This window comes from Bradyrhizobium sp. (assembly GCF_036735945.1).
GTDB lineage: Bacteria > Pseudomonadota > Alphaproteobacteria > Rhizobiales > Xanthobacteraceae > Bradyrhizobium.
This window is the reverse complement of record NZ_DAINNI010000064.1, coordinates 1-26758: the sequence shown is the minus strand read 5'-3', so window position 1 is coordinate 26758 and position 26758 is coordinate 1. Positions and strand designations below refer to the sequence as shown.

The 26758-nt window shown below is 64.1% G+C and carries 27 protein-coding genes; 7 read left to right on the top strand and 20 right to left on the bottom strand.

Features of this window, described 5'->3' with window-relative positions:
- Positions 1-64: 64 nt before the first annotated feature.
- Positions 65-358, top strand: coding sequence for a DUF3551 domain-containing protein (locus tag V7E26_RS19370; protein WP_324418988.1), 294 nt, complete (start codon positions 65-67; stop codon positions 356-358).
- Between the two features lie 70 nt (positions 359-428).
- Here the strand turns inward: V7E26_RS19370 and V7E26_RS19365 are convergent, their stop codons facing one another.
- The 9 genes from V7E26_RS19365 to V7E26_RS19325 all read right to left on the bottom strand — a co-directional run bounded on the left by V7E26_RS19365 (position 429) and on the right by V7E26_RS19325 (position 9879).
- Positions 429-1127 (bottom strand): ABC transporter ATP-binding protein, encoded by a 699-nt coding sequence (locus tag V7E26_RS19365; RefSeq protein ID WP_324418986.1) that lies wholly within the window; start codon positions 1125-1127, stop codon positions 429-431.
- 7 nt (positions 1128-1134) lie between these two features.
- Positions 1135-2415 carry a lipoprotein-releasing ABC transporter permease subunit gene (locus V7E26_RS19360; protein WP_324418984.1) on the bottom strand — a complete coding sequence of 427 codons (1281 nt, stop codon included), beginning with the start codon at positions 2413-2415 and terminating at the stop codon, positions 1135-1137.
- 69 nt (positions 2416-2484) lie between these two features.
- On the bottom strand, positions 2485-3804 hold the full coding sequence (gene proS / locus V7E26_RS19355; protein WP_324418982.1) for a proline--tRNA ligase: 1320 nt from the start codon (positions 3802-3804) through the stop codon (positions 2485-2487).
- A gap of 165 nt (positions 3805-3969) precedes the next feature.
- Entirely contained in the window at positions 3970-5535 is a 1566-nt protein-coding gene (locus tag V7E26_RS19350; RefSeq protein ID WP_324418980.1) for a copper resistance CopC/CopD family protein, read from the bottom strand.
- A 10-nt stretch (positions 5536-5545) separates the two neighbouring features.
- Positions 5546-6064 (bottom strand): YcnI family copper-binding membrane protein, encoded by a 519-nt coding sequence (locus V7E26_RS19345; protein ID WP_324418978.1) that lies wholly within the window; start codon positions 6062-6064, stop codon positions 5546-5548.
- Positions 6065-6074: 10 nt separating this feature from the next.
- Entirely contained in the window at positions 6075-6581 is a 507-nt protein-coding gene (locus tag V7E26_RS19340; RefSeq protein WP_324418975.1) for a copper chaperone PCu(A)C, read from the bottom strand.
- A 56-nt stretch (positions 6582-6637) separates the two neighbouring features.
- Positions 6638-7084, bottom strand: a complete 447-nt coding sequence (locus V7E26_RS19335; protein WP_324418973.1) for a copper uptake system-associated protein — start codon at positions 7082-7084, stop codon at positions 6638-6640.
- 114 nt (positions 7085-7198) lie between these two features.
- Positions 7199-9412 carry a TonB-dependent receptor domain-containing protein gene (locus V7E26_RS19330; RefSeq protein WP_442893434.1) on the bottom strand — a complete coding sequence of 738 codons (2214 nt, stop codon included), beginning with the start codon at positions 9410-9412 and terminating at the stop codon, positions 7199-7201.
- Positions 9413-9504: 92 nt separating this feature from the next.
- The gene (locus V7E26_RS19325) at positions 9505-9879 is read right to left on the bottom strand and encodes a DUF2946 domain-containing protein (RefSeq protein ID WP_324418971.1); all 375 of its coding nucleotides are present in this window, start codon (positions 9877-9879) and stop codon (positions 9505-9507) included.
- Positions 9880-10359: 480 nt separating this feature from the next.
- Here V7E26_RS19325 and V7E26_RS19320 point away from each other — a divergent pair, with 480 nt between their 5' ends.
- The 5 genes from V7E26_RS19320 to V7E26_RS19300 all read left to right on the top strand — a co-directional run bounded on the left by V7E26_RS19320 (position 10360) and on the right by V7E26_RS19300 (position 14995).
- On the top strand, positions 10360-10761 hold the full coding sequence (locus V7E26_RS19320) for a globin (protein WP_324418969.1): 402 nt from the start codon (positions 10360-10362) through the stop codon (positions 10759-10761).
- Between the two features lie 152 nt (positions 10762-10913).
- Positions 10914-11933 (top strand): sugar ABC transporter substrate-binding protein, encoded by a 1020-nt coding sequence (locus V7E26_RS19315; protein ID WP_324418967.1) that lies wholly within the window; start codon positions 10914-10916, stop codon positions 11931-11933.
- A 5-nt stretch (positions 11934-11938) separates the two neighbouring features.
- Positions 11939-13441, top strand: a complete 1503-nt coding sequence (locus V7E26_RS19310; protein ID WP_324418965.1) for a sugar ABC transporter ATP-binding protein — start codon at positions 11939-11941, stop codon at positions 13439-13441.
- 10 nt (positions 13442-13451) lie between these two features.
- Entirely contained in the window at positions 13452-14486 is a 1035-nt protein-coding gene (locus V7E26_RS19305) for an ABC transporter permease (protein WP_442893433.1), read from the top strand.
- A 107-nt stretch (positions 14487-14593) separates the two neighbouring features.
- Entirely contained in the window at positions 14594-14995 is a 402-nt protein-coding gene (locus V7E26_RS19300; protein ID WP_324418963.1) for a calcium-binding protein, read from the top strand.
- Between the two features lie 33 nt (positions 14996-15028).
- Here the strand turns inward: V7E26_RS19300 and mtnK are convergent, their stop codons facing one another.
- From mtnK to V7E26_RS19285, 3 genes are all read right to left on the bottom strand, one after another.
- A complete protein-coding gene (gene mtnK, locus V7E26_RS19295) occupies positions 15029-16336 on the bottom strand; it encodes an S-methyl-5-thioribose kinase (RefSeq protein WP_324418960.1) in 1308 nt (435 codons plus the stop codon).
- Between the two features lie 113 nt (positions 16337-16449).
- Positions 16450-17073, bottom strand: coding sequence for a class I SAM-dependent methyltransferase (locus V7E26_RS19290; protein WP_324418958.1), 624 nt, complete (start codon positions 17071-17073; stop codon positions 16450-16452).
- A gap of 28 nt (positions 17074-17101) precedes the next feature.
- Positions 17102-17431: a hypothetical protein gene (locus V7E26_RS19285; protein WP_324418955.1), complete on the bottom strand. Its 330-nt coding sequence runs from the start codon at positions 17429-17431 to the stop codon at positions 17102-17104.
- A 550-nt stretch (positions 17432-17981) separates the two neighbouring features.
- Here V7E26_RS19285 and V7E26_RS19280 point away from each other — a divergent pair.
- Entirely contained in the window at positions 17982-18221 is a 240-nt protein-coding gene (locus V7E26_RS19280) for a PilZ domain-containing protein (protein ID WP_324418990.1), read from the top strand.
- Positions 18222-18243: 22 nt separating this feature from the next.
- Here the strand turns inward: V7E26_RS19280 and V7E26_RS19275 are convergent, their stop codons facing one another.
- From V7E26_RS19275 to nuoK, 8 genes are all read right to left on the bottom strand, one after another.
- The gene (locus V7E26_RS19275) at positions 18244-18519 is read right to left on the bottom strand and encodes a DUF1467 family protein (RefSeq protein ID WP_324418953.1); all 276 of its coding nucleotides are present in this window, start codon (positions 18517-18519) and stop codon (positions 18244-18246) included.
- Positions 18520-18524: 5 nt separating this feature from the next.
- The gene (mce, locus tag V7E26_RS19270) at positions 18525-18929 is read right to left on the bottom strand and encodes a methylmalonyl-CoA epimerase (RefSeq protein ID WP_212001235.1); all 405 of its coding nucleotides are present in this window, start codon (positions 18927-18929) and stop codon (positions 18525-18527) included.
- 58 nt (positions 18930-18987) lie between these two features.
- The gene (locus tag V7E26_RS19265; protein WP_324418950.1) at positions 18988-20658 is read right to left on the bottom strand and encodes a ribonuclease J; all 1671 of its coding nucleotides are present in this window, start codon (positions 20656-20658) and stop codon (positions 18988-18990) included.
- Positions 20658-21470, bottom strand: coding sequence for a biotin--[acetyl-CoA-carboxylase] ligase (locus V7E26_RS19260; protein WP_324418948.1), 813 nt, complete (start codon positions 21468-21470; stop codon positions 20658-20660). Before V7E26_RS19260 ends, V7E26_RS19265 begins: the two co-directional genes overlap by 1 nt.
- A gap of 60 nt (positions 21471-21530) precedes the next feature.
- Positions 21531-22967 carry an NADH-quinone oxidoreductase subunit NuoN gene (nuoN, locus tag V7E26_RS19255; protein WP_324418946.1) on the bottom strand — a complete coding sequence of 479 codons (1437 nt, stop codon included), beginning with the start codon at positions 22965-22967 and terminating at the stop codon, positions 21531-21533.
- A gap of 11 nt (positions 22968-22978) precedes the next feature.
- Entirely contained in the window at positions 22979-24487 is a 1509-nt protein-coding gene (locus tag V7E26_RS19250; RefSeq protein WP_324418944.1) for an NADH-quinone oxidoreductase subunit M, read from the bottom strand.
- Positions 24487-26553: an NADH-quinone oxidoreductase subunit L gene (gene nuoL / locus V7E26_RS19245; protein WP_324418942.1), complete on the bottom strand. Its 2067-nt coding sequence runs from the start codon at positions 26551-26553 to the stop codon at positions 24487-24489. Before nuoL ends, V7E26_RS19250 begins: the two co-directional genes overlap by 1 nt.
- 11 nt (positions 26554-26564) lie before the next feature.
- A partial coding sequence (gene nuoK, locus V7E26_RS19240) for an NADH-quinone oxidoreductase subunit NuoK (protein WP_324418940.1) occupies positions 26565-26758 on the bottom strand: 194 nt, incomplete at its 5' end.

Sequence of the window (26758 nt, the reverse complement as noted above, 5' to 3'; positions counted from 1 at the left end):
GCATCGCGGCCGTGGCAAATGCTCGTTGCCGAAAGATTCTCACACTCTGAGGAGGAGATTCGATATGCGTAGAGCGATTCTGGCGGTTCTGACGGTGACCGGACTGGCTGCCATCGGCACCGCCCCCGCCGAAGCGGTCGGCACCCGATACCCGTTCTGCCTCCAGGGCGATGAGTATCCGGGGCTGAGCTACTGCACGTTCACCAGTTACGAACAGTGTCAGGCAACCGCCTCGGGACGTCAGCTCCAGTGCATCGCCAATCCCTATTTTATCGGCGAGAGCGAGCCGCCGCCGTCGGCATATCGTCCGCTGCCCGGCCGCACGCTGCCGCCGGCTCCGAGCTACGGCAGGTACTGATCGGCCGCACCGCCCGGTGCCGGGACATTCCGCAATATAGCCTTCGCGACGCCCCGGGGCCGGTTTCGTCCTACTCCAGCTCGACGACCTGGCCGTCGACCAGCGACACGCGCCGGTCCATCCGGCCGGCGAGTTCCATGTTGTGCGTGGCGATCAGCATCGCCACCTGCGTCGCCTTGACGAGCTGCATCAGCGCCTTGAAGACGTGATCGGCGGTGTGCGGATCGAGGTTTCCGGTCGGCTCGTCGGCCAGTAGCGCCCGCGGTGCGTTGGCGACCGCGCGCGCAATCGCAACGCGCTGCTGTTCGCCGCCGGAGAGTTCGGCCGGCCGGTGCGAGGTGCGGTCGCCGAGCCCGAGATAACCCAGGATTTCTTCGGAGCGCTTGATCGTCTCGGAACGTTTGAGGCCGCGGATCATCTGCGGCAGCATGACGTTTTCGAGCGCGGTGAATTCCGGCAGCAGCCGGTGCGACTGGTAGACGAAACCGATGTCCGAGCGCCGGATCTGGGTGCGGTCGATATCGGACAGTTGCGAGGTCGGCGTCCCCGCGACATAGACCTCGCCCTCATCGGGACTTTCGAGCAGGCCGGCAATGTGCAGCAGCGTCGATTTGCCCGAGCCCGACGGCGCGACCAGCGCGACCGACTGTCCCGCCCACAGCGCCAGCTTGGCGCCGTTGAGAATGGTCAGCGTCGCCTCGCCCTGCCGGTACTCGCGTTTTATCTCGTGGAGATAGATAACCGGTACGTCTTCCGCCTCCTCGGCCATCTCGTCCTCACTCGTACCGCAGCGCGTCGACGGGATCGAGGCGCGCAGCGCGCCAGGACGGATAGAGCGTCGCCAGGAACGACAGCGTCAGCGCCATGATGACGACCGCGGTGGTCTCGCCGAAATCGATCTCGGCCGGCAGCTTGGACAGGAAATAGAGCTCCGGCGAGAACAGCTCGGTATTGGTCAACCAGGACAGGAACTGCCGGATGGATTCGATGTTCAGGCAGATCAGCATGCCGACGAAGAATCCGGTCAGCGTGCCGACCACGCCGATCGCCGCACCTGTGATCAGGAATATCCGCATGATCGAGCCCTGCGAGGCCCCCATGGTGCGCAGGATTGCGATGTCCTGGCCCTTGTCCTTCACCAGCATGATCAGGCCGGAGACGATGTTGAGCGCGGCAACCAGCACGATCATGGTCAGGATCAAAAACATCACATTGCGCTCGACCTGCAGCGCGTTGAAGAAGGTCGAGTTGCGCTGTCGCCAGTCGACCAGGAACACCGGACGCCCGGCCGCCTCCGTCACGCTCTTGCGGAACGCGTCGATTCGATCGGGATTGGTGGTGAATATCTCGATCGCGGTGACATCGTCCTTGCGGTTGAAATAAGCCTGCGATTCCGGCAGCGGCATGAAGACGAAGCTGGCGTCATATTCGGACATGCCGATCTCGAACACGGCCGCCACCTTGTAGGGCTTGATGCGCGGCGTGGTTCCCATCGGCGTCACCGCCCCTTTCGGCGCGACCAGCGTGATGGTGTCGCCGGCGTGCAGCGACAATTGATCGGCGAGCCGGCGTCCGATCACCACGCCCTGCCCCTCGTCAAAGCCCTCCATCGTGCCCTGCTTGATGTTCTTGGCGATGGAAGTGAGGTTGTTGAGATCAGCCGCGCGCATGCCGCGCACCAGCACGCCGGCGGCGTTGAACGCGGAGGACGCCAGCGCCTGGCCGTCCACGACCGGCGCGGCAAGGCGGATGCCGTCGACCCCGCTGATGCGCTCGGCAACGTCCTTCCAGTCGGTCAAGGGCGATTCCAGCGGCTGCACCAGCAGGTGACCGTTCAGCCCGAGGATCTTGTCCAGGAGTTCCTTGCGGAAGCCGTTCATGACCGCCATCACGATAATCAGCGTGGCGACGCCGAGCATGATGCCGAGGAAGGAAAAGCCGGCAATGACCGAAATGAAACCTTCCTTGCGACGCGCCCGCAGGTAACGCCCGGACAGCAGCCATTCGAATGGCGCGAAAGGCGGAGTTCGGACTGTCTCGTTCATGGTTTCATCCATTACTCGATAATCCCATGATTCGGGCCAAATGTGGCCTTATTGGCCAACATTACCACCTCGGTGGATATCTTATCCCGCGATCTTCGCCACCGCTTCCGCCGGGCTGAGATTCTCGCGCGAGCCGTCGCTGCGCCGCTTGATCTCGAGCTTGCCTTCGGCGAGGCCCTTCGGCCCGACCAGTATCTGCCAGGGGATGCCGATCAGGTCGGCGGCCGCGAACTTCGCGCCCGCGCGCTGGTCGGTATCGTCATAGAGCACGTCGACGCCCTTTTCCTGCAGTTCGCGATAGAGTTTTTCGCAGGCGCCGTCCACCGCGGCGTCGCCCTGCTTCAGGTTCAGGATCACAGCGGTGAATGGCGCGACCGCCTCCGGCCATTTGATGCCGGCGTCGTCATGGCAGGCTTCGATGATGGCGCCGACCAGGCGCGAGACGCCGACGCCATAGGAACCGCCATGGATCGGCACGTCGACGCCATCAGGGCCGGCGACCAGCGCCTTCATCGCATCGGAATATTTGGTGCCGAAATAGAAGATCTGGCCGACCTCGATGCCCCTCGTGTTGACGCGGCGGTCGGCGGGCACTTCGCTCTCATAGCGCGCGGCATCGTGGACATCCTCGGTCGCGGCATAGACCGACGTCCATTGCTTGATGATCGGGGTCAGATCGCCGTCATAATCGACATCGTCGGGCGGAATCGGCAGGTTCAGCACCGCGCTGTCGCAGAACACGCCGGACTCGCCGGTCTCCGCGAGCACGATGAATTCATGGCTGAGATCGCCGCCGATCGGGCCGGTCTCGGCGCGCATCGGGATCGCTTTCAATCCCATCCGCGCGAAGGTGCGCAAATAAGCGACGAACATCCTGTTGTAGGCGCGGCGTGCCGCCGCCTCGTCGATGTCGAAGGAATAGGCGTCCTTCATCAGGAATTCGCGGCCGCGCATCACGCCGAAGCGCGGACGCTGCTCGTCGCGGAACTTCCACTGGATGTGATAGAGGTTGAGCGGCAGGCTCCTATAGGACTTGATGTACGCGCGAAAAATCTCGGTGATCATTTCCTCGTTGGTCGGCCCGTACAGCAGTTCGCGCTTGTGACGGTCGGCGATACGCAGCATCTCCGGACCATAGGCGTCGTAGCGGCCGCTCTCGCGCCAGAGGTCGGCAAGCTGCAGCGTCGGCATCAACAGTTCCAGTGCGCCCGCGCGGTCCTGCTCCTCGCGAACGATCTGCTCGATCTTCTTCAGCACCCGAAAACCCAGCGGCAGCCAGGCGTAGATGCCGGCCGCTTCCTGCCGCATCATGCCTGCGCGCAGCATCAGGCGATGCGAGACGATCTCCGCCTCTTTCGGATTCTCTTTCAGGATGGGCAGGAAGAACCGCGACAATCGCATGGGTCAACTCGAGGAATCAGTGGGCTGGCCGGAAGAAGGTGCAGTGAAACCGGATCGGATGCGAAAATACAAGGCCGGGAAGTGTGAAAAAGCCAAAGGAAACGCGGATTTGAGGGCGTTTCGGCGGTGTTTTGCCGTTTGAGGCCGCGGGACGGGCGGGCCAACTCATCGCACCTGAAATTCATCCTGCAGCGTGATCTTCTGGAAGTCGCTGACCAGCGCATCGATCTGCATGCGCCAGCGGCCGGCGACGGGGAGCGCCACGCCGCGCACATGCCAATAGCCGTCCGGCCCGAGCGCCGCGCGGCGCTCCATTGGCTCGATGCCGCGCTCCGGCAGGCTCAGGATCAGCGTCGCCTCCCTGGCCGGCAGCAGCGCCGCATCGCCCGTCATCAACTGCAGCACGAAGTCGTTGGTCCCGACCTTGCCAGGCGACACCAGCACCTGAAACATCGCAGCATCGGTGTGGATGTGAACCGAGAGCGGTGTCACGACTGATGCGATCAAGCTGCGCGGCGGCGGCGTGAAGCGCCAGCCGGCGACGACGGCGAGGATGCCAATGACGAGCACGCCTTCGATCAGGATCGACCGCCAGAGCGGGCGGCTGTTCTCATGATCCGTCACAACCGCGGGCGTGAGGAAAAACCGGTTCAGCGCCGCAAGGCCAAGCAGCAGGACGACGAGCACGAGCTTGATCGAGAGAATGATGCCATAGGACGTCTCGATCAGCGCGCGAAGGCTGCCGAGTTGAACGATCGCAAGCGCGAGGCCGCTCAGCACCAGCAGGGCGACCAGCGGCATTGCAACGGCCGAGAACTGCTTGAGCGCACGCGGCAGGTCGCCGCTGCGGCGGCGCGCCATGGCCGCCAGCGGCGCCAGCGCGCCGATCCAGTAGGCGGCGGTGATGCCGTGCAGGAACAGCGAGGGCCGCGTCAGCCATTGCGGCGATGCCGTCGCCGCATGTCCACTCGTCGCCAGCGACAGCCCGACACCCACCATGGCGAGCGTGGTCAGGGCCCGGGAAATCAGGATGCCCGGGCTCTGCCACGCGAACCACGCCAACGCCATCACGACGATCGCCACCAGGAGCGAGGGCCCGAGCGACGTGCCGAGCGCACTCGTCCACGGCGCCGGCGTCACGAGGCTGCCAAGCGAGAGATTTTGGAGATCGAGCCCCTGCAGGCCGAGCGAAGTCACCGCATTGAACAGACCGATCGCAAGCGCGCCGCGGCTGACCACCGATCCGCCCGGCCCCTGCCCGATCCAGGCCGCGAAGAACGCGCCGCCGACGCCCGCGAACAGGCCGAGATAGGTCCCGACCCGCGCGAGCCAGATCAATACCGCCAGCGGCGCGGCCTTGGTCGGCGGGGCAGCCCCGGTCACGGCGCCGATCGAAAACACCATCGATCCAGCCACGGGGTGGCCGTCCTCCGAGACCACGCGATAGCTTATGATCTGCGTTCCCGGCGGCAGGTCATCGGGCAGAACGATCAGGACCGATTGACCGACCGCACGCAGGGCGACGTCGCGCGTCTTGCCGCCGGCGTCGATCAGGCCAACTACCGACGGCGAGATGCTCTCGTTGAAATTCAACTGCACCATCTTCGGCGGCTGCGCCAGCACGCTGCCGTCGGCCGGCTCCGAAGACAGCAGCGTCGCATGGGCCCATGCGGCGCTTGCGATGCAGAGCGCCGACAGCAGCGCGGCAAGGCCGGCGAGCACGCGCGCCATCGGGACAGCGTTACGGTTTTGCGGTCAGCTTGAGACCGGGTGCCGGCGTCTTGCTGTCATGCGAGCCCTGGCCAGCGGCGGGAACATCGATCCAGCGGCTGACGCCCTGCTCGCACTCCTGCACGACGGGGAAATACAGCGTCGTGTCCGGCTTCAGGCTGGGCGTGAGAAAGCTGGAGAAGATGAACTCATCGTAATTGTCGTCGGCAAGCTTGCCGCCGCTCCACACCACTTCCTTGACGCCCTCGGACAATTTGCTGCCGTGAAGCTCATACTCGGTGGCGTACTTGCCCTTGACGGTCTCGACGGTCCAGCCGGGCTTCGGCATCGGCTTGATGCCGATCACGCCTTCCGGAACCTGCACGCGGATCTTGACCGTCGGCGATCCCGCGCAGCCATGCGGCACAGCGAACACCGCCTTGAAGTACGAGCCGACCGGCGCCTGCCGCCGCTCGAGCGTGACATGCGCGGCAGCCGGAGCGGCCGACCACACGGCGAGAACAACGAGAGCAAGACCAACCTTCGACACCACAATCTCCCTACTTCTTCATGCCGGAATGGTCGCCGCCCGACTGCCCGCTGCCTCCGGGCGCCTGCGCGCCGACCGCCTGCACATCGAGCGACAGCGCAACCTTGCCCGCCTTTTCGAACTCGAGCGTGAGCGGCACCTTGTCGCCCTGCTTCAGCGGTCCCTTCAGGTCCATCAGCATGATATGGTAGCCGCCAGGCGCCAGTTTGACGGTCTTGCCAGGCTCGATGACGAGACCCTTGTCGAGTGGGCGCATGGTCATGACGCCGTTGTTCATTGCCATCTCGTGAATCTCGACTTTCCCGGCGATCTCGCCGGATCCGTTGACCAGCCGATCCGGCGCGGTCCCTTTGTTCTCGATCGTGAGATAGCCGCCGGCGATCTTGGCTCCGCCCGGCGTCGCCCGTGTCCATGCCTGCGTGACGACGAGGTCCCCGGCTTTGACCTCCTGGGCGTGCGCGGAGGCGGCGAGCATCAGGGTGGTGAGACAAGCAAGCGTGCGCGCAATGTTCTTCATGATCGACTTTTCCCGTTCAAATTCGCTGCAGTTGAGTTTCCACCGGATGGCGGCCTTCACCTTGAATGGCCGGCGTGGCCGGACGTTGCATCCATCGTCACCAGTCCTTCGAAGCGAGCGAACACCGCCACCCGTTCCGGAGCAAGACCGGATTCAGCGGATGCCAAAGCCTGCGCCAGATGTATGGCGTCCGGCTGTGGAACGCCAGCCGCCTTGAGCGCCTCGCTGGACTTGATGGCATCACCGGCGCAAAGCGTCACGGCCCAAGCCCCTTGCTTCCGGCGCAGCAGGGCCCGACCGCCCATCTCGCCCTGGGCCCAATCGGCTATGGCGTGATCACGGGAGACGACGACGGGACCGACCGATAGAGGTTCGCCGGGCTTGCCGAACAAGCCGCGCAACAACTGGCCAATCGATGCCGCGTCGGCGCCAGCGGGTTCCGCCAGCCCGACGGCGACGGATGCGATAAATGCAACGAAAGCGGCTATCGTCTTCCCGAACATTTGATCTTCCTGTCGTCCTCGAACACCTTAGTCGTTGCGGTGTCGCGCATAAACTTCCCGGGCGAATGGCGTTCGTGCCGGCGAAAAGGTAGCGACGATACGTAACATGCCTCCTCACCATCGGTACCTCATCCCGGCATAAACGGCCCTTCCGTTGCCAGGTTCAAACAGGGGCGAGGTCGACGTCGCGTAATTGAGAATGCTGGCGCTCGCGATGTAGGCCTTATTGAAAAGGTTGCGTCCCTCTACATAGGCCGTAATCGGGCCGCCATTGTCGAAGCCCATCTTCAATCCCAACAGCGCATAGGCCGACGTCCTCAGCGTGTTGGCGCTGTCGACATAGTAGGACTCAGGTACCCATTCGACGTTGGGACCGGCATAGAATCCAGTGGGGTGCTTGTAGAGCAACTCGGCGCGGAGATAGTGGCCCGGCGCGCCCGGCAGCAGGTTGTTGCCGAAGGTTGCATCGTTGTCGAAGCGGAAGTCGTTGTACGTGTATGCCAGGTTCAGCCAGATCTTGTCCGGCGCCGGACCGTCATTGAAGATGCCGCGGAAAATCGCGGCGCCCGCGCCCGCCTCGATGCCCTGGTGGACGGTGCGGTCGGCGTTGGTGACGTTGCAATTGCCGAACGCGCTATAGAGGCACTGCAGTTCATTGCGGATGTTGGCGCGATAGGCCGTCAATTCCCATGCATAATCGGGCCGTTTCATCCGCGTTCCGATCTCATAGGTGGTGGCGGTCTGCGGCAGGATGCTGGTGAACGGAATGAATGGGATCCCCGGCCCGTTCGAGCTTTCACCAAAACTTGGCACTTCCGCGCTTCGCGAGATATTTGCGAACACCTGCCATGTCGGGTCGACGTTCCACAGCAGCCCTGCCTTCGGCGACCACAAATTGAATTCGGTCGATCCTGATTGATTGCCGTCGGTCAGAAAGCGATCCTGCCGGTTCCGCGTCGCGTAGAGAAATTGCGTGCCGGCGATCGCCGCGACGTTCGGCAGGAAGTAGAAGCTGTCCTCGATATAGGCGGAGGTATTCTTCGAGCTGTCGATCGAGGATGACAGCAGCGCGCCCTTCTGTCCCCCGATATTGGCGAACTGCTGGTTATCGATGCTGCCGTTCAAAATGTTGACGCCAGCGACGAGGCGGTTGCGGAAGCCGCCGATGAAGCGGTCGTCGGTGACCTTGGCGAAGCCGCCATAATCCTTGTAGCTGTAATCGAGCCACTGGAAGATCGGGTGCATCAGATGGCGGTCGACGCCGAACATGCCGAACTCGATCTTGGTGTCGTCGAACCGGATCGTCGTCTTGTTCGCAAGCCGCACCGTGTCGATGTTGCGCTGCTGGTCGCTGGCGACATTGGCGGGATTGGCGGCTTCGGGAGTGGTCAGGGCCGATTGCTTGGTGACGGTGCCGGGGATGCGCTGGCGAATTTCATTGGCGTTGAAATAGAACCGCGTTTCGGCATCCGGCGAAAACTGATAGCCGACATTGCCGCTGATCCGGGTGGCGCTGCCGAAACTGTGGTCCCGGAAACCGTCGGAAGCCTGCGTCGAGGCCGTAACGAAGCCGTCCCATGGTCCATTCGCACCGCCGGCATTGGCCTGCAGCCGCTTGAATCCGAATGCGCCCATGTCGGCCGAGACACCGTTCGGAAACGGGTCCCGGCCGGTCGGGATCACGAAATTGATGGCGCCGCCTAGCGAGTTGGCGCCGTACTGCAGCGCGTTGGCGCCTTTCCAGACCTCGACATATTTGTAGGCGGTCGGATCGATCTCCTGAAAGTCGCCGTAGCCGTCCGCGGTGTTGATCGGAATTCCGTCCATGTAGAGCTGGACGCCACGCAGATGGAAATTGCGCGACAGGCTGGAACCGCGGATCGAAAGCCTTGTATCGTCGCCCCATTTCGGCTGGGCAAAGACGCCGGGCACGTAGTCCAGAATGTCCTTGATGGTGTTGGCGACCGTGGAATTCCTGTAGGCAGCCGCCGGCACCAGCGCGACGCCGCCGGGTGTGTTGTTGATCTCGGTGAGCGCCTGCTGCGCGCTCATCACCGCCAGCGCGCCGCGGGTGCCCTGCCCCTGATCGCTGGGAGCCTGGGGCGGCGCGGCGGGATTGCGTGCCTGCCTGGCGGCGCGCGGCGATTGCGCCGCGTTGCGCGGCGGACGCGCCCGGTTGGCACGCTGTTGTTCCGGCGCGGTGACGGTCACCGGCGGAAGACTTGTCCCTCCAGACTGGGCTTGCGCATCGAATGGCATGACGAGGAAGGCCGCCGATGCGAGCAGTGCACGACGCACGACCCCGACGGGTAACGAAAAGCGAAACATGGATAATTCCTGACGCCAGCTCTCTGGCCGGCTTGATTGACTGCACCAGTCAGCGCGGCTTGACCGCGCCGGTCGTTTCGGGTGTTCAGACGTCAGGAAATGGAGGGAGGTCCGCGCGCCTGCGCGTGCGAGCCGGCACGGGAGCCCAGCCGGTCAGCGCCAAATTCGGTCCAGACCACCCTGGCATGATCGCGATCGACCGAGAGAGCGACGGCGCCCTCCGGTACGTCGACCGGCGCGCCGGTCTGCAGCACGCTGCAAACCGAACAGCATCCGTCATGGGCGCGGTGGCCGGGCTGGTCGGTCTTGCCGGCGCCGGGCGCGCCGCTGCCGTGACAGATCACCGCCCCGGCGAGTGGATCGGACGCGGCAATGCTCGCCGCCCAGCATGCGCCGATCGGCGCAAAAATCTGCACCAACAGGGCGATCAGGACGATTGGCAGAAAATGCTTCAGCCGCGCGTGCATCGTGAATCCATCCGCTTCAGACCATAATCACCTCTGGAGTCCGAAGTCGAGACGAAGTTCCCGGAACTATGTCGCGGCTTCAAGGTGAGATACGGGCGAAAAGCGATGGCTTTTACGCCATTTGAGAGGCGCCCTACCTTGATACCAAGCCTCGGGCGAACCGCTGTTAAACCCACAACCATCAGTGGCAATTTCTCAATCATTTCGCAGAATGCTGGAATTTTGAACAATCGTTGCCGAAAATGGTGACAAGGCGAAAAAGATGGTCTACCAATCCAAGCTCAGGCTGGCCGAGAGGCAAAGCTTGGTGGTCCAAGTCTCGGGAGGAGCCCTGACGCGCACAAGCAGCGTCGCCTCGACAATCAAGATCAAATCTAAATTTTCGAGGAAACTAAGGGTCGACACAATTTTTGAGCAGGGCTTCGAGCCCTGCTCTTTTTTTTCGGGACGATTGCTTTTTCGGGGCGATTGCAAACGACAATGACCGCATCGGCAAATCCGATCGAGCGAAGTTTTGAACTCGCCGCCGAGCGCTGCGAGGACCTGACGCCCCTGGTCTATCGCCACCTCTTCGACACCCATCCCGAGACGCGGACGATGTTCCGCACCGAGGGCAGCGAACTCGTCAAGGGCTCGATGCTGGCGATGACGATCGACGCCATCCTCGACTTTGCCGGCCAGCGCACCGGCCACTTCCGCCTGATCACGTCGGAAGTTTCCTCGCACGACGCCTATGGCACGTCGCGCGAATTGTTCATCGCGTTCTTCGCCATCATTGCGCAGACGGTCCGGGAGGTTCTCGGAGCTGACTGGTCCGACGACATCGACGCGGCGTGGCGACAATTGCTTGGCGACATCGAAAGTCTCGTTGCAGCGCAGTGAAGCCGCCAGCGCCGGATTCTGCCGAAGCTCATTGATACTGGCGATCAAGTCGGCCGGTGGCGCGAACACGCCGAGTGTGAAACACTGCCTCGATCCGCGGTGCGTGCAATCGACGCCGACGGCATAACAATGACAAAGCGAGGGAGCAAACGATGTCCGGAACTGACAAATCCGTAACGACCAGGCGTGACCTTCTTCAGGTGGCGGGCGCGGCCGGCGCCGCGACCGCCTTGCTCGGGGGACTGGGCATAAATCCGGCGATGGCTGCCGTTGCACGGTCAGAGAAACCGCTGAAGGCCGCATTCTCCAACGCCGGCCTGCAGGCCACCTGGTGCGCCCAGGGCAAGCAGGCAGCGGAATGGTGGGGCAAGCTGTTCAACGTCGAGGTCACCTGGTTCGACGGCCAGCTCGATGCGGTCAAGCAGCGCGCCGCGATCGACAACATGGCCTCGCAGAAATGGGATTTCGTCGCCATCCAGGCGTTCGGCATCGGCACCTTGACCCAGCCCGTGCAGAAGATGATCGACGCCGGCATTCCCGTCATCGACATGGACACGCTGATCGCCCCACTCGACCAGATCAAGGTCCACTCGTTCCTGGCGCCCGACAATGAGTTCATGGGCGCGTCGGTGACGCAGGCGCTGTGCAACGCGATCGGCGGCAAGGGCAAGGTCATCATGACGCAAGGTGCGCTCGGCCACACCGGCGCCCAGGGCCGCGCCAAGGGGTTTGAGTCCGTGGTCAAGCAGTTCCCGAACATCGAGGTGCTCGACACCCAGCCGGCGGACTGGGACGTCTCCAAGGCCGCGCGGCTCTGGGAAACCTACCTGACCAAATACCCGCAGATCGACGCGGCGTTCTTCCACAATGACGACATGGCGCTGGCCGCCGCCAACATCATGAAGGCACGCAACCGCACCAACATCCTGATCGGCGGGGTCGACGCCATGCCGCCGGCGATCCAGGCGGTGAGCGAAGGCCGCATGTTCGCGACTGTCCGCAACCCGTCCTGCCGCATCCATGGCGGCGCCATCGTCGCCGGCGTCGCAGCCGTGACCGCGGGCGAGAAGAGCGGCCAGGGCATCCCGAAGCATGTCATCACCGACGGGCCGGTCGTGACCAAGGCCAACGCCGCCGGCATGCAATGGATGGAGGACCACTTCCTGATCTGATCCCCATGCCCTCGGGACATCAGCCCATCCTGGAACTCAACGACATCACGAAGGCCTTCGGCGGCGTCGAGGCGCTTCGTGGTGTCGACTTCGCGCTTTCTCCCGGCGAGATCCATGGTCTCGTCGGCGAGAACGGCGCCGGCAAAAGCACGCTGATGAAGATCATCGCCGGCGTGCACGCGGATTTTTCCGGCCGCTTCGTGCTCGACGGCCGGGAAACCCGCTTCCGGTCGGTGCGCGACGCCCACGCGGCCGGCATCGCCATGGTCCATCAGGAATTGAGCGTCGCGCCCGATCTGTCGGTCGCCGAGAATGTATTTCTGGGCAATCAGCCGACCAACGCCCTCGGCCTCGTGCAATGGCGGCGCATGGCGCGGGAGGCCGGCGAGCAGCTCAGGCGGTTCGGCATCGACGTCGATCCGATGTCGCGGCTCGGCGATCTGCCGATCGGCCTGCAGCAACTGATCGAAATCGCCCGCGTGCTGTTCTCGGGCGCCCGCATCATCATCCTGGACGAGCCGACCTCGGCGCTGTCGCCGCCGGAAGTCGAGCGCCTGTTTGCGACGCTGAAGCGGCTGCGGGACGAAGGCACCAGCATCGTCTTCATCTCCCATTTCATCGAGGACATCCTGCGCGTCTCCGACATCGTGACCGTGTTCCGCAACGGCAGGAAGGTCGCGGAGACCAGGGCCGCCGAGACCAGCAAGCCGGCGCTGATCGAGGCGATGATCGGCAAGGGCCGCGAGGCGCTGGAAGAGACCTATGCGCACGACATCATGCTGCCGCCGCCCGCTGCGCAACCGGTGGTGCTGAATGCCAGCGGGCTCTCGCTCGCCCGCAGCCTGCGCGATGTTTCCTTCGACGTCCGCGCCGGCGAGGTGCTCGGCATCTACGGCTTCATGGGCTGCGGCCAGCTCGAGCTGGCGCGCATTCTCTTTGGCAAGCTCCGGCCGGACCAGGGCACGCTGGCGGTCGCCGGCGACCCCAAGAACTTCCGCAGCACGGCCGACGCGCGCCGCGCCGGGATCGCCTTCGTGCCGGAGAGCCGGCGCGACATGCTGTTTCACCAGGAGCCGGTCTACAAGAACATCTCGATCAGCATCCTCGACCGCATCTCATCGCTGCTGCTCAAGCCGTCGCGCGAACGCGAGATTGCCACGCGCCAGGTCGATCAGTTGCGGATTCGCCCGGCGGCGGTCGAACTCGACCTCGGCATGCTCTCCGGCGGCAACCAGCAGAAGGTGGCGCTGGCGAAATGGCTGAGCTATCCGCCGCGGCTGCTCGTGCTGTGCGAGCCGACCCGCGGCATGGATGTCGGCGCCAAGAACGACGTCATCCACATCGTCAGGGATCTGCGCGCCAAGGGGCTCGCCATCATCGTGCTCTCCACCGAGCCGGAGACGGTGCTGTCGCTCGCCGACCGCGTCATCGTGCTCAAGCGCGGCGCGGTGGTGCGGGAATTCGCCAACGAACAGATCAGCAAGGACCGCCTGCTCGAAGCGGCGTGAGGAGACCGAGATGACCGGTGAAAGCGTGACAGTCCCTGCTGCGGATCGCAAACGCCCAAACCGGCTTGCCGCGATGCTGCGCTCCCAGATGCGCAACATCGCGCCATTCCTGACGCTGATCTGCCTGTTCGGATTCTTCGCCGTCGCCAGCCCCTCCTTTGCGACGCTCGACAATTTCGGCAATATCCTGACCCAAATCTCGGTCACCGGCATCATCGCCGTCGGCCTCACCTTCGTGATCCTCTGCGCCGAGATCGACCTCTCGATCGCCGCGATCGCCAATGTCACGGGCATTGCGGTCGCCTATTTCACGCTGCAGGAATCCTACGTCAACATCGCCAACGTGCCGATGCCCGGCTGGGCCGCGATCATCCTCGCGCTGGCACTGTGCGCCCTGCTCGGCCTCGTCAACGCCTTCGGCCTGACTGTCATCGGCATCCCTTCCTTCATCATGACGCTGGCGATGATGCAGATCGCGGCCGGCATCTCGGCGCTGTTGGTGCGCGGCCAGATCGCCTACAAGGTGCCGCCGCTGGTCTCGACGCTCGGGTCGACCTCGATCGGCGGGATACCCTGGATCGTGATCGTGGCGGCGCTGATGCTGCTCGGCGGCCATCTGGTGCTGACCTACACGCGCTTCGGCCGCTACGTCTACATGGTCGGCGGTAACCGCGAGGCCGCGGAATATTCCGGCCTCAACGTCAAGCTCATTCTCGGCAGCGTGATGGTGATCTCGGCGGTCTGCGCCGGCATCGGCGGCATGCTCGGCGTCGCTCATTTCGGCAGCGCGCAGCAGAACGAATTCGATACCTATTTGCTGGATTCCATTGCCGCCGTCGTGGTCGGCGGCACCAGCCTCTTTGGCGGCCGCGGCGGCATAGGGAACACCATCGTGGGCCTGTTCGTGCTCGGCGTCCTCAACAACGGCCTCGACCACGTCAACATCGACAGCTTCCTGAAGATCCTGATCCGCGGCCTGATCCTGCTGGCCGCGCTGATCATCAACGTCTATGCGCAGCGACTGCGGGAACGGGCTGTGGAGTAGTATCTCCGTGTCCCGGACGCATGGTTTCAGTGGTGGAACCGATCAGGACGGCCACCATTTATTACGTTATTACGCGTACCGGAACCACCTGGCCTGGGAGATCGAGCATGATATCGCACCTGTTCACCGCTCTGCTGCTGGCTGCCGTCGTTGCATTTTCCGGCCCCGCCTCGGCGGCGCCAAAACGCGTCGATCCGGTCAAGATGTTCGATACCGACAATGACGGCACCCTCGACTTGGCCGAGGTGAAGAAGGCGGCGGCCGCAATGTTTGCCAGGCTGGACCCGGACCGGGACGGCACGCTCGATGCGCGCGAGTTGCGCGGCAGGTTGAATGCCAAGGAACTGGCTGCGGCCGATCCCGACCATGACGGCACGCTGACACTCGACGAATATCTTGCTGTGGTCGAGCAGCGCTTCAACGCGGCCAACCCGGACAAGGATGGGACATTGGACGCCAGGGAATTGAGCTCACCGGCGGGACGAGCCCTGCTGAGGCTCATGAAATAAGCCAGCTTTGGGCAAGCCCACGCGAGGGGCGTATTAGGCGAAATCCGGCCGCCAATCGCGCACGTCGCGCGCCGCCTTCGTCACGGCGCCGATGCTGCCAAACGAAACCGCCTCCACCATCATCGCGCGCGCCAGCCGCAGGCTCCGTGCCTCGCACACGGCACGCCGTTTCGGATCCTCGATCAATTCAAAATCGATGTTGTGCGCGAGGCCGAGGATACGACGAACGATCTTCGCGGCGGCAAACCCCACGGTGTCCTCGAACAGCCCCGCCATATAGGCCTGCCGCTCGGTCTCCAGCCGCGCCGCACCGGCTTCGCCTTCGAACAGCGTCACCGGATACGCGTCGCCTTTGGCCTCGCTGCGCCACAGTTCCAGGAACTTGCGGGAGAATTCCGTCCAGACGCTCTCGACCGTCTCCAGCACCCACGCCTCGAAGGCGCGACGCTCGCCCGGCGAACGCTCGTGGCCGTCGGAGGCCAGATACGCCATCAGCAGATTGGCGATCACGGCGCCGATATCGAAGCCCATCGGGCCGTAGAAGGCGAATTCGGGATCGATCACCTTCGTCTCGCCTGCCGTCACCATGATCGATCCGGTGTGCAGGTCGCCATGGATCAGCGCTTCCGGCGCGTTCAGGAATTTCAGTTTCAGCCGCGAGATCGCAACATGAAGATCAAGATCCCCGCGGAATGCCGCGGCGGTGGCATCGAGCCAGGGTTCGGTCCAGCGGTTCTGCTCGGCGACGCGGTAGGGATCGGTGAAGATCAGGTCCTCGGTGATCTTGCAGAGCGCGTGGTTGCCAGCGAAGGCGGCGATCCCGTCCTTCTTTTCGGCCGCCGTTACTGCAAGGTCCGACGAGAAGAACAGGGTGCGCGCCAGGAAAGTCGTGACGTCCTCGTCGAAGCGCGGATAGGTGGTACCGCCAACCAGCCCCTTGCGCATGATGATGTGCGGCTCGAGCAGTTCCATGACGACGAGGGCGAGCCCCTCGTTGTGGTGCAGAACAACAGGCACCAGGCCGGGCGCCAGCCGCGCCTGATGCGTCAGCGCCAGATATTCGTAGTGCGAGCGCGACAGCGGCAGCGGCCAGCTCTCGCCGACCAGTCGCACATAAGGCAGCGCCTGCTTGACGGCGACGCCGCCGCCGGCGCCCTTGACGATGAAGACGAGGTTGAGGTTGCCGTCGCCGACCTCACTGATCGACCAGGAAGCCGGCGAGCCGCCGAGCCGCGCCGCGACCTCGGGAACTCCGGCGAGGTAGTCGCGCAGATCGGCCTCATGAAGAATTCGATAGTCGCTTTCCCGCGCATCAGCCGATGGTCGGCGCTGTGAACTCATGCCGGTCTCCCCCATCGCCGGCGCAGGAGGTGCGGTTCGCTCCCGCCCCCAAGTCGAGCCGGCCTGTACTTTTGTCAGATCATAGCCACAAGGCGCGGCCGGCGGCCAGCGTCTCACATGCGCTGCGCGAGCCAGATAGTATGGCCGCCGCAGTCGGGGTCTTCGACCACATGCGACACGACGCCAAACCCGTTCCGATCGAGCAATACGCGGTACTCGTCGGCAGCGAGGCTCGCGTGGTAGAGCGGCTCGCCCGCAAACTCCCCGATTGCCTCGCCATGCGCGGGGCCGCTGGTGAACAGCAGCGCAGCCCCTGGCGCAGCATGCGCGGCGAACAGCGGAAACATCAGGCGCTGGTCCTCCTGACAGAGGTGAAAGAAACCGTCCCAGCCGAGGATGCCGGAAAAGGTGCGCTTCAGGGCGAGCGTGCGCATGTCGCCGACGATCCATTCCTGTTCCGGAAACCGCATCCGGCAGGCGTCGATCATGGCTGGCGCCGAATCTACGCCGGTGACGGGATGGCCGAGGCCGATCAGGTAGGCGGCCATCGGCTCGGCGGAACCGCAGCCGAGATCGAGGATCGGGCCGGCCGGCGGCAGCAGCGCCCTGAAGCGATCAAGCCAGGGCCTCTCAAACCAGGGCTTTTCCAACGAGCCGGTGCGCGAGCGGCTCTCGATCCAGTCCGATGCCTTGCGCTGATAGAGATCGACGATGCGGGCGGCTTCTTCCGATGCCATTTCCGGAACTCGCGCGTGTTGTCAGCGCCTAGAATGTTTCCCGTTCCAGGAAGTTCGATCCGATATCGGCCTTCTTCTTGATCGGGTCGTAGTCGCAAAACACGCTGTCGGCGACCAGCGTGTAGCTCGGGATGATCGTGTCCTTGTTCAGCTTGACCGACGTCAGGCCGATCACGGCGGTGCGCTTGCCGTCGGCCCATTTGAACGGGGTCGTGCTCTGCGCCTTCTCGCAGGCGGCGACGGCGTCGGCGAAGACCGCGTTCTCGACAAAGGCCTTTACGGTCCGAAGCTGCCCGAGGGTTTTCCAGTTCGTGTAGAACGACCCGGCAAGCCCGGCGGCAAGCAGAACCATGAGCATCAATAAAATTCGCTGAAAATTCATCCATTTCCCCAAAGCCGGAACAGACCATAAGGAATAACTAACCGATCCCGCCGGATTTGTCAGAAGCGGAATGTTACCCAATGAACCCGCTGGTGGGCTATTGTCGCGACAACCCGGATGTGAGTAACGGTATGGTCCGGCCTCTAGATCGGATCAGGGACATCCGGTGACGACTGAAGACTTGGAAACGATTGCGTTGCGGCCGACCGTCATTGGCGGCGCCCGCCAGGACGACGACTTCGAGGTGATCTGGCGCGCCTTTCCGGTCGGACGGATCATGAAGCAGGTCGATGGCCAGCACTGGTGGTGGGCCTGCACGGTCTACGGCCTGCCGCCGACCCCGAATGACCGGGGGCCCGCCATCAATTTCAAGGACTGCCAGGTCCGCTTCCGGCTCGCCTGGGCCAGGATCAGGCCGACGCTGACCGATGACATCATCCAGACCGCGACGCGGCATGCCGAAGGGCTGCTCGAACAGCCGTCGGTGAAGGAAGCAACGCCCGCGGCGCCTGAACCGCTTCAGGTCCTGGATAACCACCGCGTGGCGCCCCGGCACCGCGTGCTGAAGGCGGGATCGATCGAGTTCAATGGCGGTGTCATCGACTGCACCGTCCGCAACATATCCGATACGGGCGCCCAGCTCGAAGTCGCCACCCCTCTCGGCATTCCCGACAGCTTCTGGCTGGTGATTGCGGGCAGCCAGACACCGCGCCACTGCCGAGTCGCCTGGCGAAACGAAAAGCGAATTGGCGTCGCGTTCGACTAGAGCGGAGCGCGATCGCATCCGATCAGAACGGCAGTCCCATCAGCTTCGACAGCCGCTCGATATTCAGATAGCCCTGCTGATACGCCCACATGCCGATGCCGAACAGCACGGCCGAAATGACCGTGGTCCAGAGCAGCTTCCAGCCCATCCGCGCCATGATGGGCGCGCCGGGATCGGTGCCGGGCGCACCCTCGCCGTCCTCGTGCTGGCTGCGGACGCCGAACGGCAGCGTCAGGAACAGCACGATCCACCAGACCACGAAGTAGATCGCGAGCGCCGTGGAGAGGCTATAGGCCATCGGATTTAAGCCTGTTCGATCTCGACGAGCGCGCCCGAAAAATCCTTGGGATGGAAGAACAGCACCGGCTTGCCGTGCGCGCCGATCTTCGGCACGCCGTCGCCGAGCACGCGCGCGCCCTCGCTGATCAGCTTGTCGCGCGCGGCGATGATGTCGGGAACGTCGTAGCAGATGTGGTGGATGCCGCCGTCGGCGTTGCGCTCGACGAATTTGGCGATCGGCGAGGCGTCACCGAGCGGCTGGATGAACTCGATCTTGGTGTTGGGCAGCGTCACGAACACGGTGATGACGCCATGCTCCGGCAGCGGCACCGCGCCGGAGATTTCGGCGCCGAACGCGCCGCCGTAGATTTTGGCGGCCTTCTCCGCGTCCTTGACGGCGATCGCCACGTGATTGAGCCGACCCAGCATGACACTCCACTCCCTGCCTTCAGCGCGTTTCCAGCGCCCGCCGAAAACCCGTTTTACCCTAAACCGTCAGAACATGAACGAGGCAAATCGGCTTCTTGCCCCAGTGCTCGTTGATGACCGCCCGCACCGCGCGGCGCACCGATTCCGCTGTGGCGTCCGGGTCGCGCCGCCGCGCCCGCGGCAGGCTCTCCACCGTCGAAACCACCATGTCGAACACGATCTCGTCGATGGTCTCGCCGGCTGCATTCTTCTCGGGGATGCCGACCAGGTCGACCTCGGGATCGTCGACGAGTTCGCCCTTGTCGGTCATGGCAAACGCGACGAAGGCGCAGCCGGAGAAGCCCATCCGCCGGCGCTCCACCACGGCGCGGGATTTTGAATCCTCCAGGATCGCGCCGTCCTTGTAGAGCCGCCCCGAGGGCAGTTCGTCGATGATGCCGGGATCGCCGGGGCCGAGCTTGACGAGGTCGCCGTTGCGGCAGGTCAGGACTTTCGGCACGCCGGCGGCGCGCGCCAGCTTGGCATGCTCCGACAGGTGCAACGCCTCGCCATGGACCGGGATCAGAATCTGCGGCCGCACCCAGGAGATCATGTCGCGCAGCTCGTCGCGGCGGGGGTGGCCGGAGACGTGGACGAGATCGGTGCGGTCGGTAATGACCTCGATGCCCTGCGTCACCAGGCCATTGATGATGGCGCCGACCGCCTTCTCGTTGCCGGGGATAGTGCGCGAGGAAAAGATCACGCTGTCGCCCTTGTTAAGGGTCACCTGCGGATGGTCGTCGTTGGCGATCCGCGCCAGCGCCGCGCGCGGCTCGCCCTGGCTGCCGGTGCACAGCGCCAGGACCTTGTCGGGCGGGAAGTGGCCGTAATAGTCGGCGCCGCGAAAGTTCTGCACGCCGTCGAGATAGCCGGTCTCACGGGCGACCTGCACCACGCGCTCCATGGCGCGGCCGACCACGACCACTTCACGGCCGGCATCCCTGGCGGCATCCGCCACCGCCTTCACGCGGGCGACGTTGGAGGCAAAGGTGGTGACGGCGACCCGGCCCTTGGCGGCGCCGACCAGCTTCTTGATCGTGGCGGCAACCTCGGTCTCCGAGGGCGAGCGCCCGTCCCGCACGGCATTGGTGGAATCGCCGATCAGCGCCAGCACGCCCTCATCGCCAAGCTGGCGCAGGCGCCGCTCGTCGGTTGGAACACCAATGATCGGCGTCGGATCGATCTTCCAGTCGCCGGTATGCAGCACGGTGCCGGCGGAGGTATGGATCGCCAGTGCATGCGACTCCGGAATCGAATGGGCGACCGGGATGAACTCGACGCTGAACGGCCCGAGATCCACGCGGCCGCCCGATGGCACCACGGTGACCGGGATCTTCGGCGGATTGCGCTCGGCGGCGCATTTGGCCTCGAACAGGGCCGCGCTGAACTTCGTCGCATAGACCTTGCACTGCAGCTTTGGCCAGAGGTCGATGATGGCGCCGAAGTGATCCTCATGGGCGTGCGTCAGCACCAGCCCCATCAGGTTGTTGCGTTCCTTCTCGAGAAAGCTGACGTCCGGCATGATCAGGTCGATGCCCGGCAGGTGCTCCTCGTCGCCAAAGGAAACGCCGAGATCGACCGCCAGCCAGGCCCGCTGGTGGCGGTTGCCGAGGCCGTAGATCGACAGGTTCATGCCGATCTCGCCGACACCCCCGAGCGGGGCAAAGGTCAATTCGTCCGGCCGCGCCATCAGGCCGCCCCCACCGATGCCACTGTGCCGAAATAGACCTCGCCGGCCGTGATCGGCGTGCGCTTGCCCTCGGCGGTGCGGACGATCAGGCAGCCGGTTTCATCGATCGTATCGAATGTGCCTTCCACCGTTCCGGTTCCGACCTTGATCGCAACGCGTTCTCCGACGCCGAATGCGCGCTCCAGCCACGCCTTGCGGATTTCGTCAAAGCCGCGGCCGTTGTCCCAGATGCCGCGGAACTCGACCCAGGCGTCCGACTGTGCCGCAAACAGTTCCTCCGCGCTGACGTGCACGCCGAGCGCATAGAGCGAGGTCGCCGGCGTCGGCGTGCCCTCGGGCGCCGCGACGATGTTGGTGCCGATCCCGGCCACGACGGCGAGGCCGCCATATGTCATGGCCTCGGCCTCCACGAGCAGGCCGCACAGCTTCTGGCCGCGGACCATCACGTCGTTCGGCCATTTCAGCAGGTAGTTCAATCGATCCGATCCGGCGAGCCGCAGATTGGCTTCCACGCTGACGCGTTGCAGGGCTGCTGCATGAGCCAGGCCGAAGGCGAAGCCCATGGTCGCCGCAACGGCCGGAGTAACATCCATGACCTCGAGCACGCTGCTGGCGAGGTTGCCGCGCGGCGCGACCCACGCGCGTTGCCGGCGGCCCCGCCCTGAGGTCTGTTCCGTCGTGACGAACCACGTCGGCCCGCGCTCGCCGCCGCGGGCGCGCGCCATGGCTTCGGTATTGGTCGAACCGACTGTATCGAAGGCGGCGAGACGGTAGCCCGCCGATGTGGCTTTGGGACCGAGCGAGAAGGTCATTTCCAGTTTCTGCGCATGATCCGCCCCGAAAACCGGAAGTCGGCCTTCGGACTCACGCGCCTAAAAGAGCGATTTCGCCGCCGCCGTGGCGACGCTGACCAGCGGCCCCGGATAGGCGAAGAAGAAGATGTTGAAGATGCCCGCGACCGCCAGCACGGTGCGCAACTCGATGCGCATCGGCTCGATCTGGCCTGCCGGCTCGTCGAAATACATCACCTTGACGATGCTGAGATAGTAGAAAGCGCCCACCACGCTGGTCAGCACGCCGATCACCGCGAGCGTGAACAGCCCCGCCTTGATCGCGGCGACAAACACGTACCATTTGGCGAAGAAGCCCGCGAGCGGCGGAATGCCGGCCAGCGAAAACAGCAGCATGGCGAAGAAGAACGCGAGCAGCGGGTTGGTGCGGGAAAGACCGGCGAAATCGCGGATCTCTTCCATCTCCTGGCCGTTGCGCTTCATCGCGAGGATCACGGTGAAGGCGCCCAGCGTCATCGCAACATAGATTGCGATATAGACCAGCACGCCCTGCGCGCCCTCCACCGTGCCGGAGGCAAGGCCGACCAGCGCAAAGCCCATATGGCCGATCGACGAATAGGCCATCAGCCGCTTGATGTTCTTCTGCCCGATCGCGGCGAACGAGCCCAGCGCCATCGAGGCGATCGCCACGAACACGATGATCTGCTGCCATTGCGGCACGATGCCGGGGAACGCGGTCAGCGTCACGCGGGTGAACACCGCAAGGGCCGCGACCTTCGGCGCCGAGGCAAAGAACGTCGTGACCGGCGTCGGCGCGCCCTCATAAACGTCCGGGGTCCACATATGGAACGGCACGGCGGAGACCTTGAAGCAGAGCCCGGCCAGCAGGAACACCAGGCCGAACACGATGCCGACGCTGCCGGTCTTCACCGCGGCCGCGATGCCGGCGAAATCGACCGTGCCGGTGAAGCCATAGATCAGCGAGGCGCCGTAGAGCAGCATGCCCGAGGATAGCGCGCCGAGCACGAAATACTTCAGGCCGGCCTCGGTCGACTTGACGTTGTCGCGGTTGGAGGCGGCGACCACATAGAGCGCGAGCGACATCAGCTCGAGCCCGAGATAGAGCATGATCAGGTCGCCGGCCGAGATCAACACCATCATGCCGAGCGTCGAGAGCAGCACCAGGATCGGATATTCGAAGATCCGCCGCGACGGATCGGACAGGAATTCGGTCGACAGCAGCAGCGTCGCGGCCGAGCCGATGAGCGCCAGGATCTTCAGGAAGCGGGCGAAGTCGTCGACGATGAAGCTGCCGCCGAAGGTCGTGAGCTTGCCGGCCGGCAGCATCAGCACCAGCACGCCGGTGACGGCGAGCAGCACAACGGCAACGCTGTTGACGATCCGCGTCGTCCCCTGCCCGCGATAGGCGCCCAGCATCAATAGCGCCATGGCGCCGACGGCCAGCACCAGCTCCGGCAGCACCGGCAGCAACGGATATCCTGCACTGGAAAAGCTCATGGGCTGCGGCCTTACTGGATCAGCGCGGCTGCCTTCACGGCAGTCACGGCGGCATTGTAGTTATTGACGAGCTGCTGGACCGAGGCTGCCGACATGTCGAGCACCGGCTTCGGATAGACGCCGAACAGGATGGTCAGCGCCACCAGCGGGAACAGCGTCAGGCATTCGCGAGCAGTCAGGTCCTTGATGCTGGCCAGCGACGGCTTGGTCAGCGCGCCGAACACAACCTTGCGATAGAGCCACAGCGCATAGGCGGCGGACAGGATCACGCCGAGCGTGGCGAATGTCGCCGTCGGGATCGATATCTTGAAGGTGCCGACCAGCGTCATGAACTCGCCGACGAAGCCGGACGTTCCGGGCAGCCCGACATTGGCCATGGTGAAGACCATGAACACCATCGCATAAAGCGGCATCCGGTTGACGAGCCCGCCATAGGCGTCGATCTCGCGGGTATGCATGCGGTCGTAGACGATGCCGACGCAGAGGAACAGCGCGCCGGAGACGATGCCGTGCGACACCATCTGGAACACGCCGCCGGCGACGCCCTGGGTGGTCGCCGCGAAAATGCCCATGGTGACGAAACCCATATGGGCGACCGACGAATAGGCGATCAGCTTCTTCATATCTTCCTGCATCAGCGCCACCAGCGAGGTGTAGACGATGGCGATCACCGACAGCGAGAACACCAGCGGCGCGAAATCATGCGACGCCAGCGGGAACATCGGCAGCGAGAAGCGCAGGAAGCCATAGCCGCCCATTTTCAGGAGGATCGCGGCCAGGATCACCGAGCCCGCGGTCGGCGCCTCGACGTGGGCGTCCGGCAGCCAGGTGTGCACCGGCCACATCGGCATCTTCACCGCAAACGAGGCAAAGAACGCCAGCCACGCCCAGGTCTGCAAACTGCGCGGCACAGCGGTTTGCATCAGCGTCGGGATGTCGGTGGTGCCGGCATTCCAGTACAGCGCCATGATGGCGAGCAGCATCAGGACCGAGCCGAGCAGCGTGTAGAGGAAGAACTTGAACGACGCATAGACCCGGCGCGGGCCGCCCCAGACGCCGATGATCAGGAACATCGGGATCAGGCCGCCCTCGAAGAACAAGTAGAACAGCACGAGGTCGAGCGCCGAGAAGGTGCCGACCATCAACGTTTCCAGCAGCAGGAACGCCATCATGTATTCGCGCACGCGCACCGCGACCGACTTCCAGCTCGCGATGATGCAGAACGGCATCAGGGCGGTGGTCAGGATCACGAAGGGCAGCGAAATCCCGTCGACGCCCATGTGGTAGGTGATGCCGCTGGCAAGCCAGTTCGCCTTCTCGACGAACTGGAAGTCCGCGGTGGAGGGGTCGAAGCGCCAGACCAGGATCAGCGACACCGCAAACGTGACCAGCGTGGTCCACAGCGCGATCCAGCGCGCATTGCGCCGCGCCGCCTCGTCGTCGCCGCGGGTGAGGTAGATCGCCAGCGCGCCGACAACAGGCAGGAAGGTGACAACGGAGAGAATCGGCCAGGTTGTCATTACTGGGCCCCCAAGCCGAACATGAACCAGGTGATCAGCCCGGCGACGCCGATCAGCATCGCGAAGGCATAGTGATAGAGATATCCGGTCTGGATCTTCACCACGTTGCGGGTGACATCGAGCACGCGCGCCGAAACGCCGTCCGGACCGAAGCCGTCGATGACGAAGCCGTCGCCCTTCTTCCACAGGAAGCGGCCGAGCCACTTCGCCGGGCGGACGAAGATGAAGTCATAGAGCTCGTCGAAGTACCATTTGTTGAGCAGGAACTGATAGAGCATCCGGTGCTCGCTGGCGAGCTGGACCGGGATGTAGGGCCGGCGGATATAGAACAGCCACGACACCAAAAAGCCCACCACCATCATGACGGTCGGCAGGAATGCGACCGCCGGCGAGATGTGGTGCATCTCCTCGATGATGTGCGGATGCATCTTCAGCGACTCGCGGAAGAACTCCTCGACGCCGTGGCCCGCGAACAGCTCCTTGAACGGGAATCCGGCCAGGATCGAACCGGCGGCGAGAACGCCGATCGGAACCAGTATCCACATCGGCGCTTCATGCGCCGCCTCGTAGTGGTGCTGGTCGTGCGGCTCGCCGTGGAACGTCTTGAAGATCAGCCGCCACGAATAGAACGAGGTCAGGCCGGCCGCCACTACCGTCATCACGAAGCCGTAAAAGGCGAACGGATTGTGCGAGACATAGGCGGACTCGATGATCGCGTCCTTGGAGAAATAGCCGGCGGTGAGCGGGAAGCCGGTCAGCGCCAGCGTGCCGACCAACATCACGGCATAGGTGTAAGGGATCTTGCGCCACAGTCCGCCCATGTTGCGGATGTCCTGCTCGTGGTGCATCGCGTAGATCACCGAGCCTGACCCCAGGAACAGCAGCGCCTTGAAGAAGGCGTGCGTGAACAGATGGAACATGCCGACCGAATAGGCCCCTGCTCCCATCGCCACGAACATGTAGCCGAGCTGCGAACAGGTCGAATAGGCCACGATCCGCTTGATGTCGTTCTGCACGAGGCCGATGGTCGCGGCGAAGAAGGCGGTGGTGGCGCCGATGAACATCACGACGGCCTGCGCGTTCGGCGCGAGTTCGAACAGCGGCGACAGCCGCGCCACCATGAAGACACCGGCGGTGACCATGGTCGCGGCGTGGATCAGCGCGGAGACCGGCGTCGGGCCTTCCATCGCGTCCGGCAACCAGGTGTGCAGCAGGAACTGGGCCGATTTGCCCATCGCGCCCATGAACAGCAGCAGGCAGGTCAGCGTCAGCGCATCGGCATGCCAGCCGAAGAAGTCGATGGTCTTGCCTGTCAGCCCCTGGGCGCCGGCGAAGATCGTCTCGAAATCGGTGGTGTTGAGCAGCATGAACACGGCGAAGATGCCGAGCGCAAAGCCGAAATCGCCGACGCGATTGACCACGAAGGCCTTGATCGCCGCCGCGTTCGCCGACGGCTTCTGGTACCAGAATCCGATCAGGAGGTAGCTCGCCAGACCGACGCCTTCCCAGCCGAAGAACAGCTGGACCAGATTGTCCGAGGTCACCAGCATCAACATCGCGAAGGTGAACAGGCTGAGATAGGCGAAGAAGCGCGGCCGGTACGGGTCCTCGTCCATGTAGCCGATGGAATAGAGGTGCACGAGCGAGGAGACAGTGTTGACCACCACCAGCATCACGGCAGTCAGCGTGTCGACGCGCAGCGCCCACGACACCTGGAGATCGCCGGAATTGATCCACGGGAACAGCGCGATCCGCACGTCCTGGTGCATGAAGCCGACATTGACCAGCACCACCCATGACAGCGCCGCCGATACGAACAGCAATCCTGTGGTGATCAGCTCGGCGGCCCGCGAGCCCTGCGCCGGCGGTTCGGAGACGTGATGGTCGTCGTGGCCGTGATCGTCATGGCCATGGTCGTCGTGCGCGGCGGCCGCGTGCGCGTGATCGCCGTGATCGTGATGCTCGACCTCGTCGCCGCTCGGGTTGCGCGCATGCGCCCCGAACAACGCGATCAGGCCGGCCAGGATAGCGCCCAGCAGCGGCAGAAAGACGATTGCCTGAACCATTTTGGTGCGCCCTAGCCCTTCATCAGATTGACGTCTTCAACCGCGATCGAACCGCGGTTGCGGAAATACACGACCAGCACGGCAAGGCCGATGGCGGCCTCGGCGGCCGCGACCGTCAGCACCAGCAGCGCGAACACCTGGCCGACGATGTCGCCGAGGAAGGTCGAGAACGCCACCAGGTTGATGTTGACGGCGAGCAGGATCA

Excerpts from the sequence above, each read along its gene's own strand:
- V7E26_RS19250 (WP_324418944.1), bottom strand. The coding sequence starts at position 24,487 with ATGACAACCTGGCCGATTCTCTCCGTTGTCACCTTCCTGCCTGTTGTC.
- V7E26_RS19300 (WP_324418963.1), top strand. The coding sequence starts at position 14,594 with ATGATATCGCACCTGTTCACCGCTCTGCTGCTGGCTGCCGTCGTTGCA.
- V7E26_RS19320 (WP_324418969.1), top strand. The coding sequence starts at position 10,360 with ATGACCGCATCGGCAAATCCGATCGAGCGAAGTTTTGAACTCGCCGCC.
- nuoL (WP_324418942.1), bottom strand. The coding sequence starts at position 26,553 with ATGGTTCAGGCAATCGTCTTTCTGCCGCTGCTGGGCGCTATCCTGGCC.
- mce (WP_212001235.1), bottom strand. The coding sequence starts at position 18,929 with ATGCTGGGTCGGCTCAATCACGTGGCGATCGCCGTCAAGGACGCGGAG.
- V7E26_RS19330 (WP_442893434.1), bottom strand. The coding sequence starts at position 9,412 with ATGTTTCGCTTTTCGTTACCCGTCGGGGTCGTGCGTCGTGCACTGCTC.
- V7E26_RS19350 (WP_324418980.1), bottom strand. The coding sequence starts at position 5,535 with ATGGCGCGCGTGCTCGCCGGCCTTGCCGCGCTGCTGTCGGCGCTCTGC.
- V7E26_RS19260 (WP_324418948.1), bottom strand. The coding sequence starts at position 21,470 with ATGACCTTCTCGCTCGGTCCCAAAGCCACATCGGCGGGCTACCGTCTC.
- nuoN (WP_324418946.1), bottom strand. The coding sequence starts at position 22,967 with ATGAGCTTTTCCAGTGCAGGATATCCGTTGCTGCCGGTGCTGCCGGAG.
- V7E26_RS19360 (WP_324418984.1), bottom strand. The coding sequence starts at position 2,415 with ATGGATGAAACCATGAACGAGACAGTCCGAACTCCGCCTTTCGCGCCA.
- V7E26_RS19370 (WP_324418988.1), top strand. The coding sequence starts at position 65 with ATGCGTAGAGCGATTCTGGCGGTTCTGACGGTGACCGGACTGGCTGCC.
- V7E26_RS19365 (WP_324418986.1), bottom strand. The coding sequence starts at position 1,127 with ATGGCCGAGGAGGCGGAAGACGTACCGGTTATCTATCTCCACGAGATA.
- V7E26_RS19315 (WP_324418967.1), top strand. The coding sequence starts at position 10,914 with ATGTCCGGAACTGACAAATCCGTAACGACCAGGCGTGACCTTCTTCAG.
- V7E26_RS19325 (WP_324418971.1), bottom strand. The coding sequence starts at position 9,879 with ATGCACGCGCGGCTGAAGCATTTTCTGCCAATCGTCCTGATCGCCCTG.
- mtnK (WP_324418960.1), bottom strand. The coding sequence starts at position 16,336 with ATGAGTTCACAGCGCCGACCATCGGCTGATGCGCGGGAAAGCGACTAT.
- V7E26_RS19285 (WP_324418955.1), bottom strand. The coding sequence starts at position 17,431 with ATGCTCATGGTTCTGCTTGCCGCCGGGCTTGCCGGGTCGTTCTACACG.
- V7E26_RS19340 (WP_324418975.1), bottom strand. The coding sequence starts at position 6,581 with ATGAAGAACATTGCGCGCACGCTTGCTTGTCTCACCACCCTGATGCTC.
- V7E26_RS19265 (WP_324418950.1), bottom strand. The coding sequence starts at position 20,658 with ATGGCGCGGCCGGACGAATTGACCTTTGCCCCGCTCGGGGGTGTCGGC.
- V7E26_RS19335 (WP_324418973.1), bottom strand. The coding sequence starts at position 7,084 with ATGTTCGGGAAGACGATAGCCGCTTTCGTTGCATTTATCGCATCCGTC.
- proS (WP_324418982.1), bottom strand. The coding sequence starts at position 3,804 with ATGCGATTGTCGCGGTTCTTCCTGCCCATCCTGAAAGAGAATCCGAAA.
- V7E26_RS19290 (WP_324418958.1), bottom strand. The coding sequence starts at position 17,073 with ATGGCATCGGAAGAAGCCGCCCGCATCGTCGATCTCTATCAGCGCAAG.
- V7E26_RS19275 (WP_324418953.1), bottom strand. The coding sequence starts at position 18,519 with ATGGCCTATAGCCTCTCCACGGCGCTCGCGATCTACTTCGTGGTCTGG.
- V7E26_RS19310 (WP_324418965.1), top strand. The coding sequence starts at position 11,939 with ATGCCCTCGGGACATCAGCCCATCCTGGAACTCAACGACATCACGAAG.
- V7E26_RS19305 (WP_442893433.1), top strand. The coding sequence starts at position 13,452 with ATGACCGGTGAAAGCGTGACAGTCCCTGCTGCGGATCGCAAACGCCCA.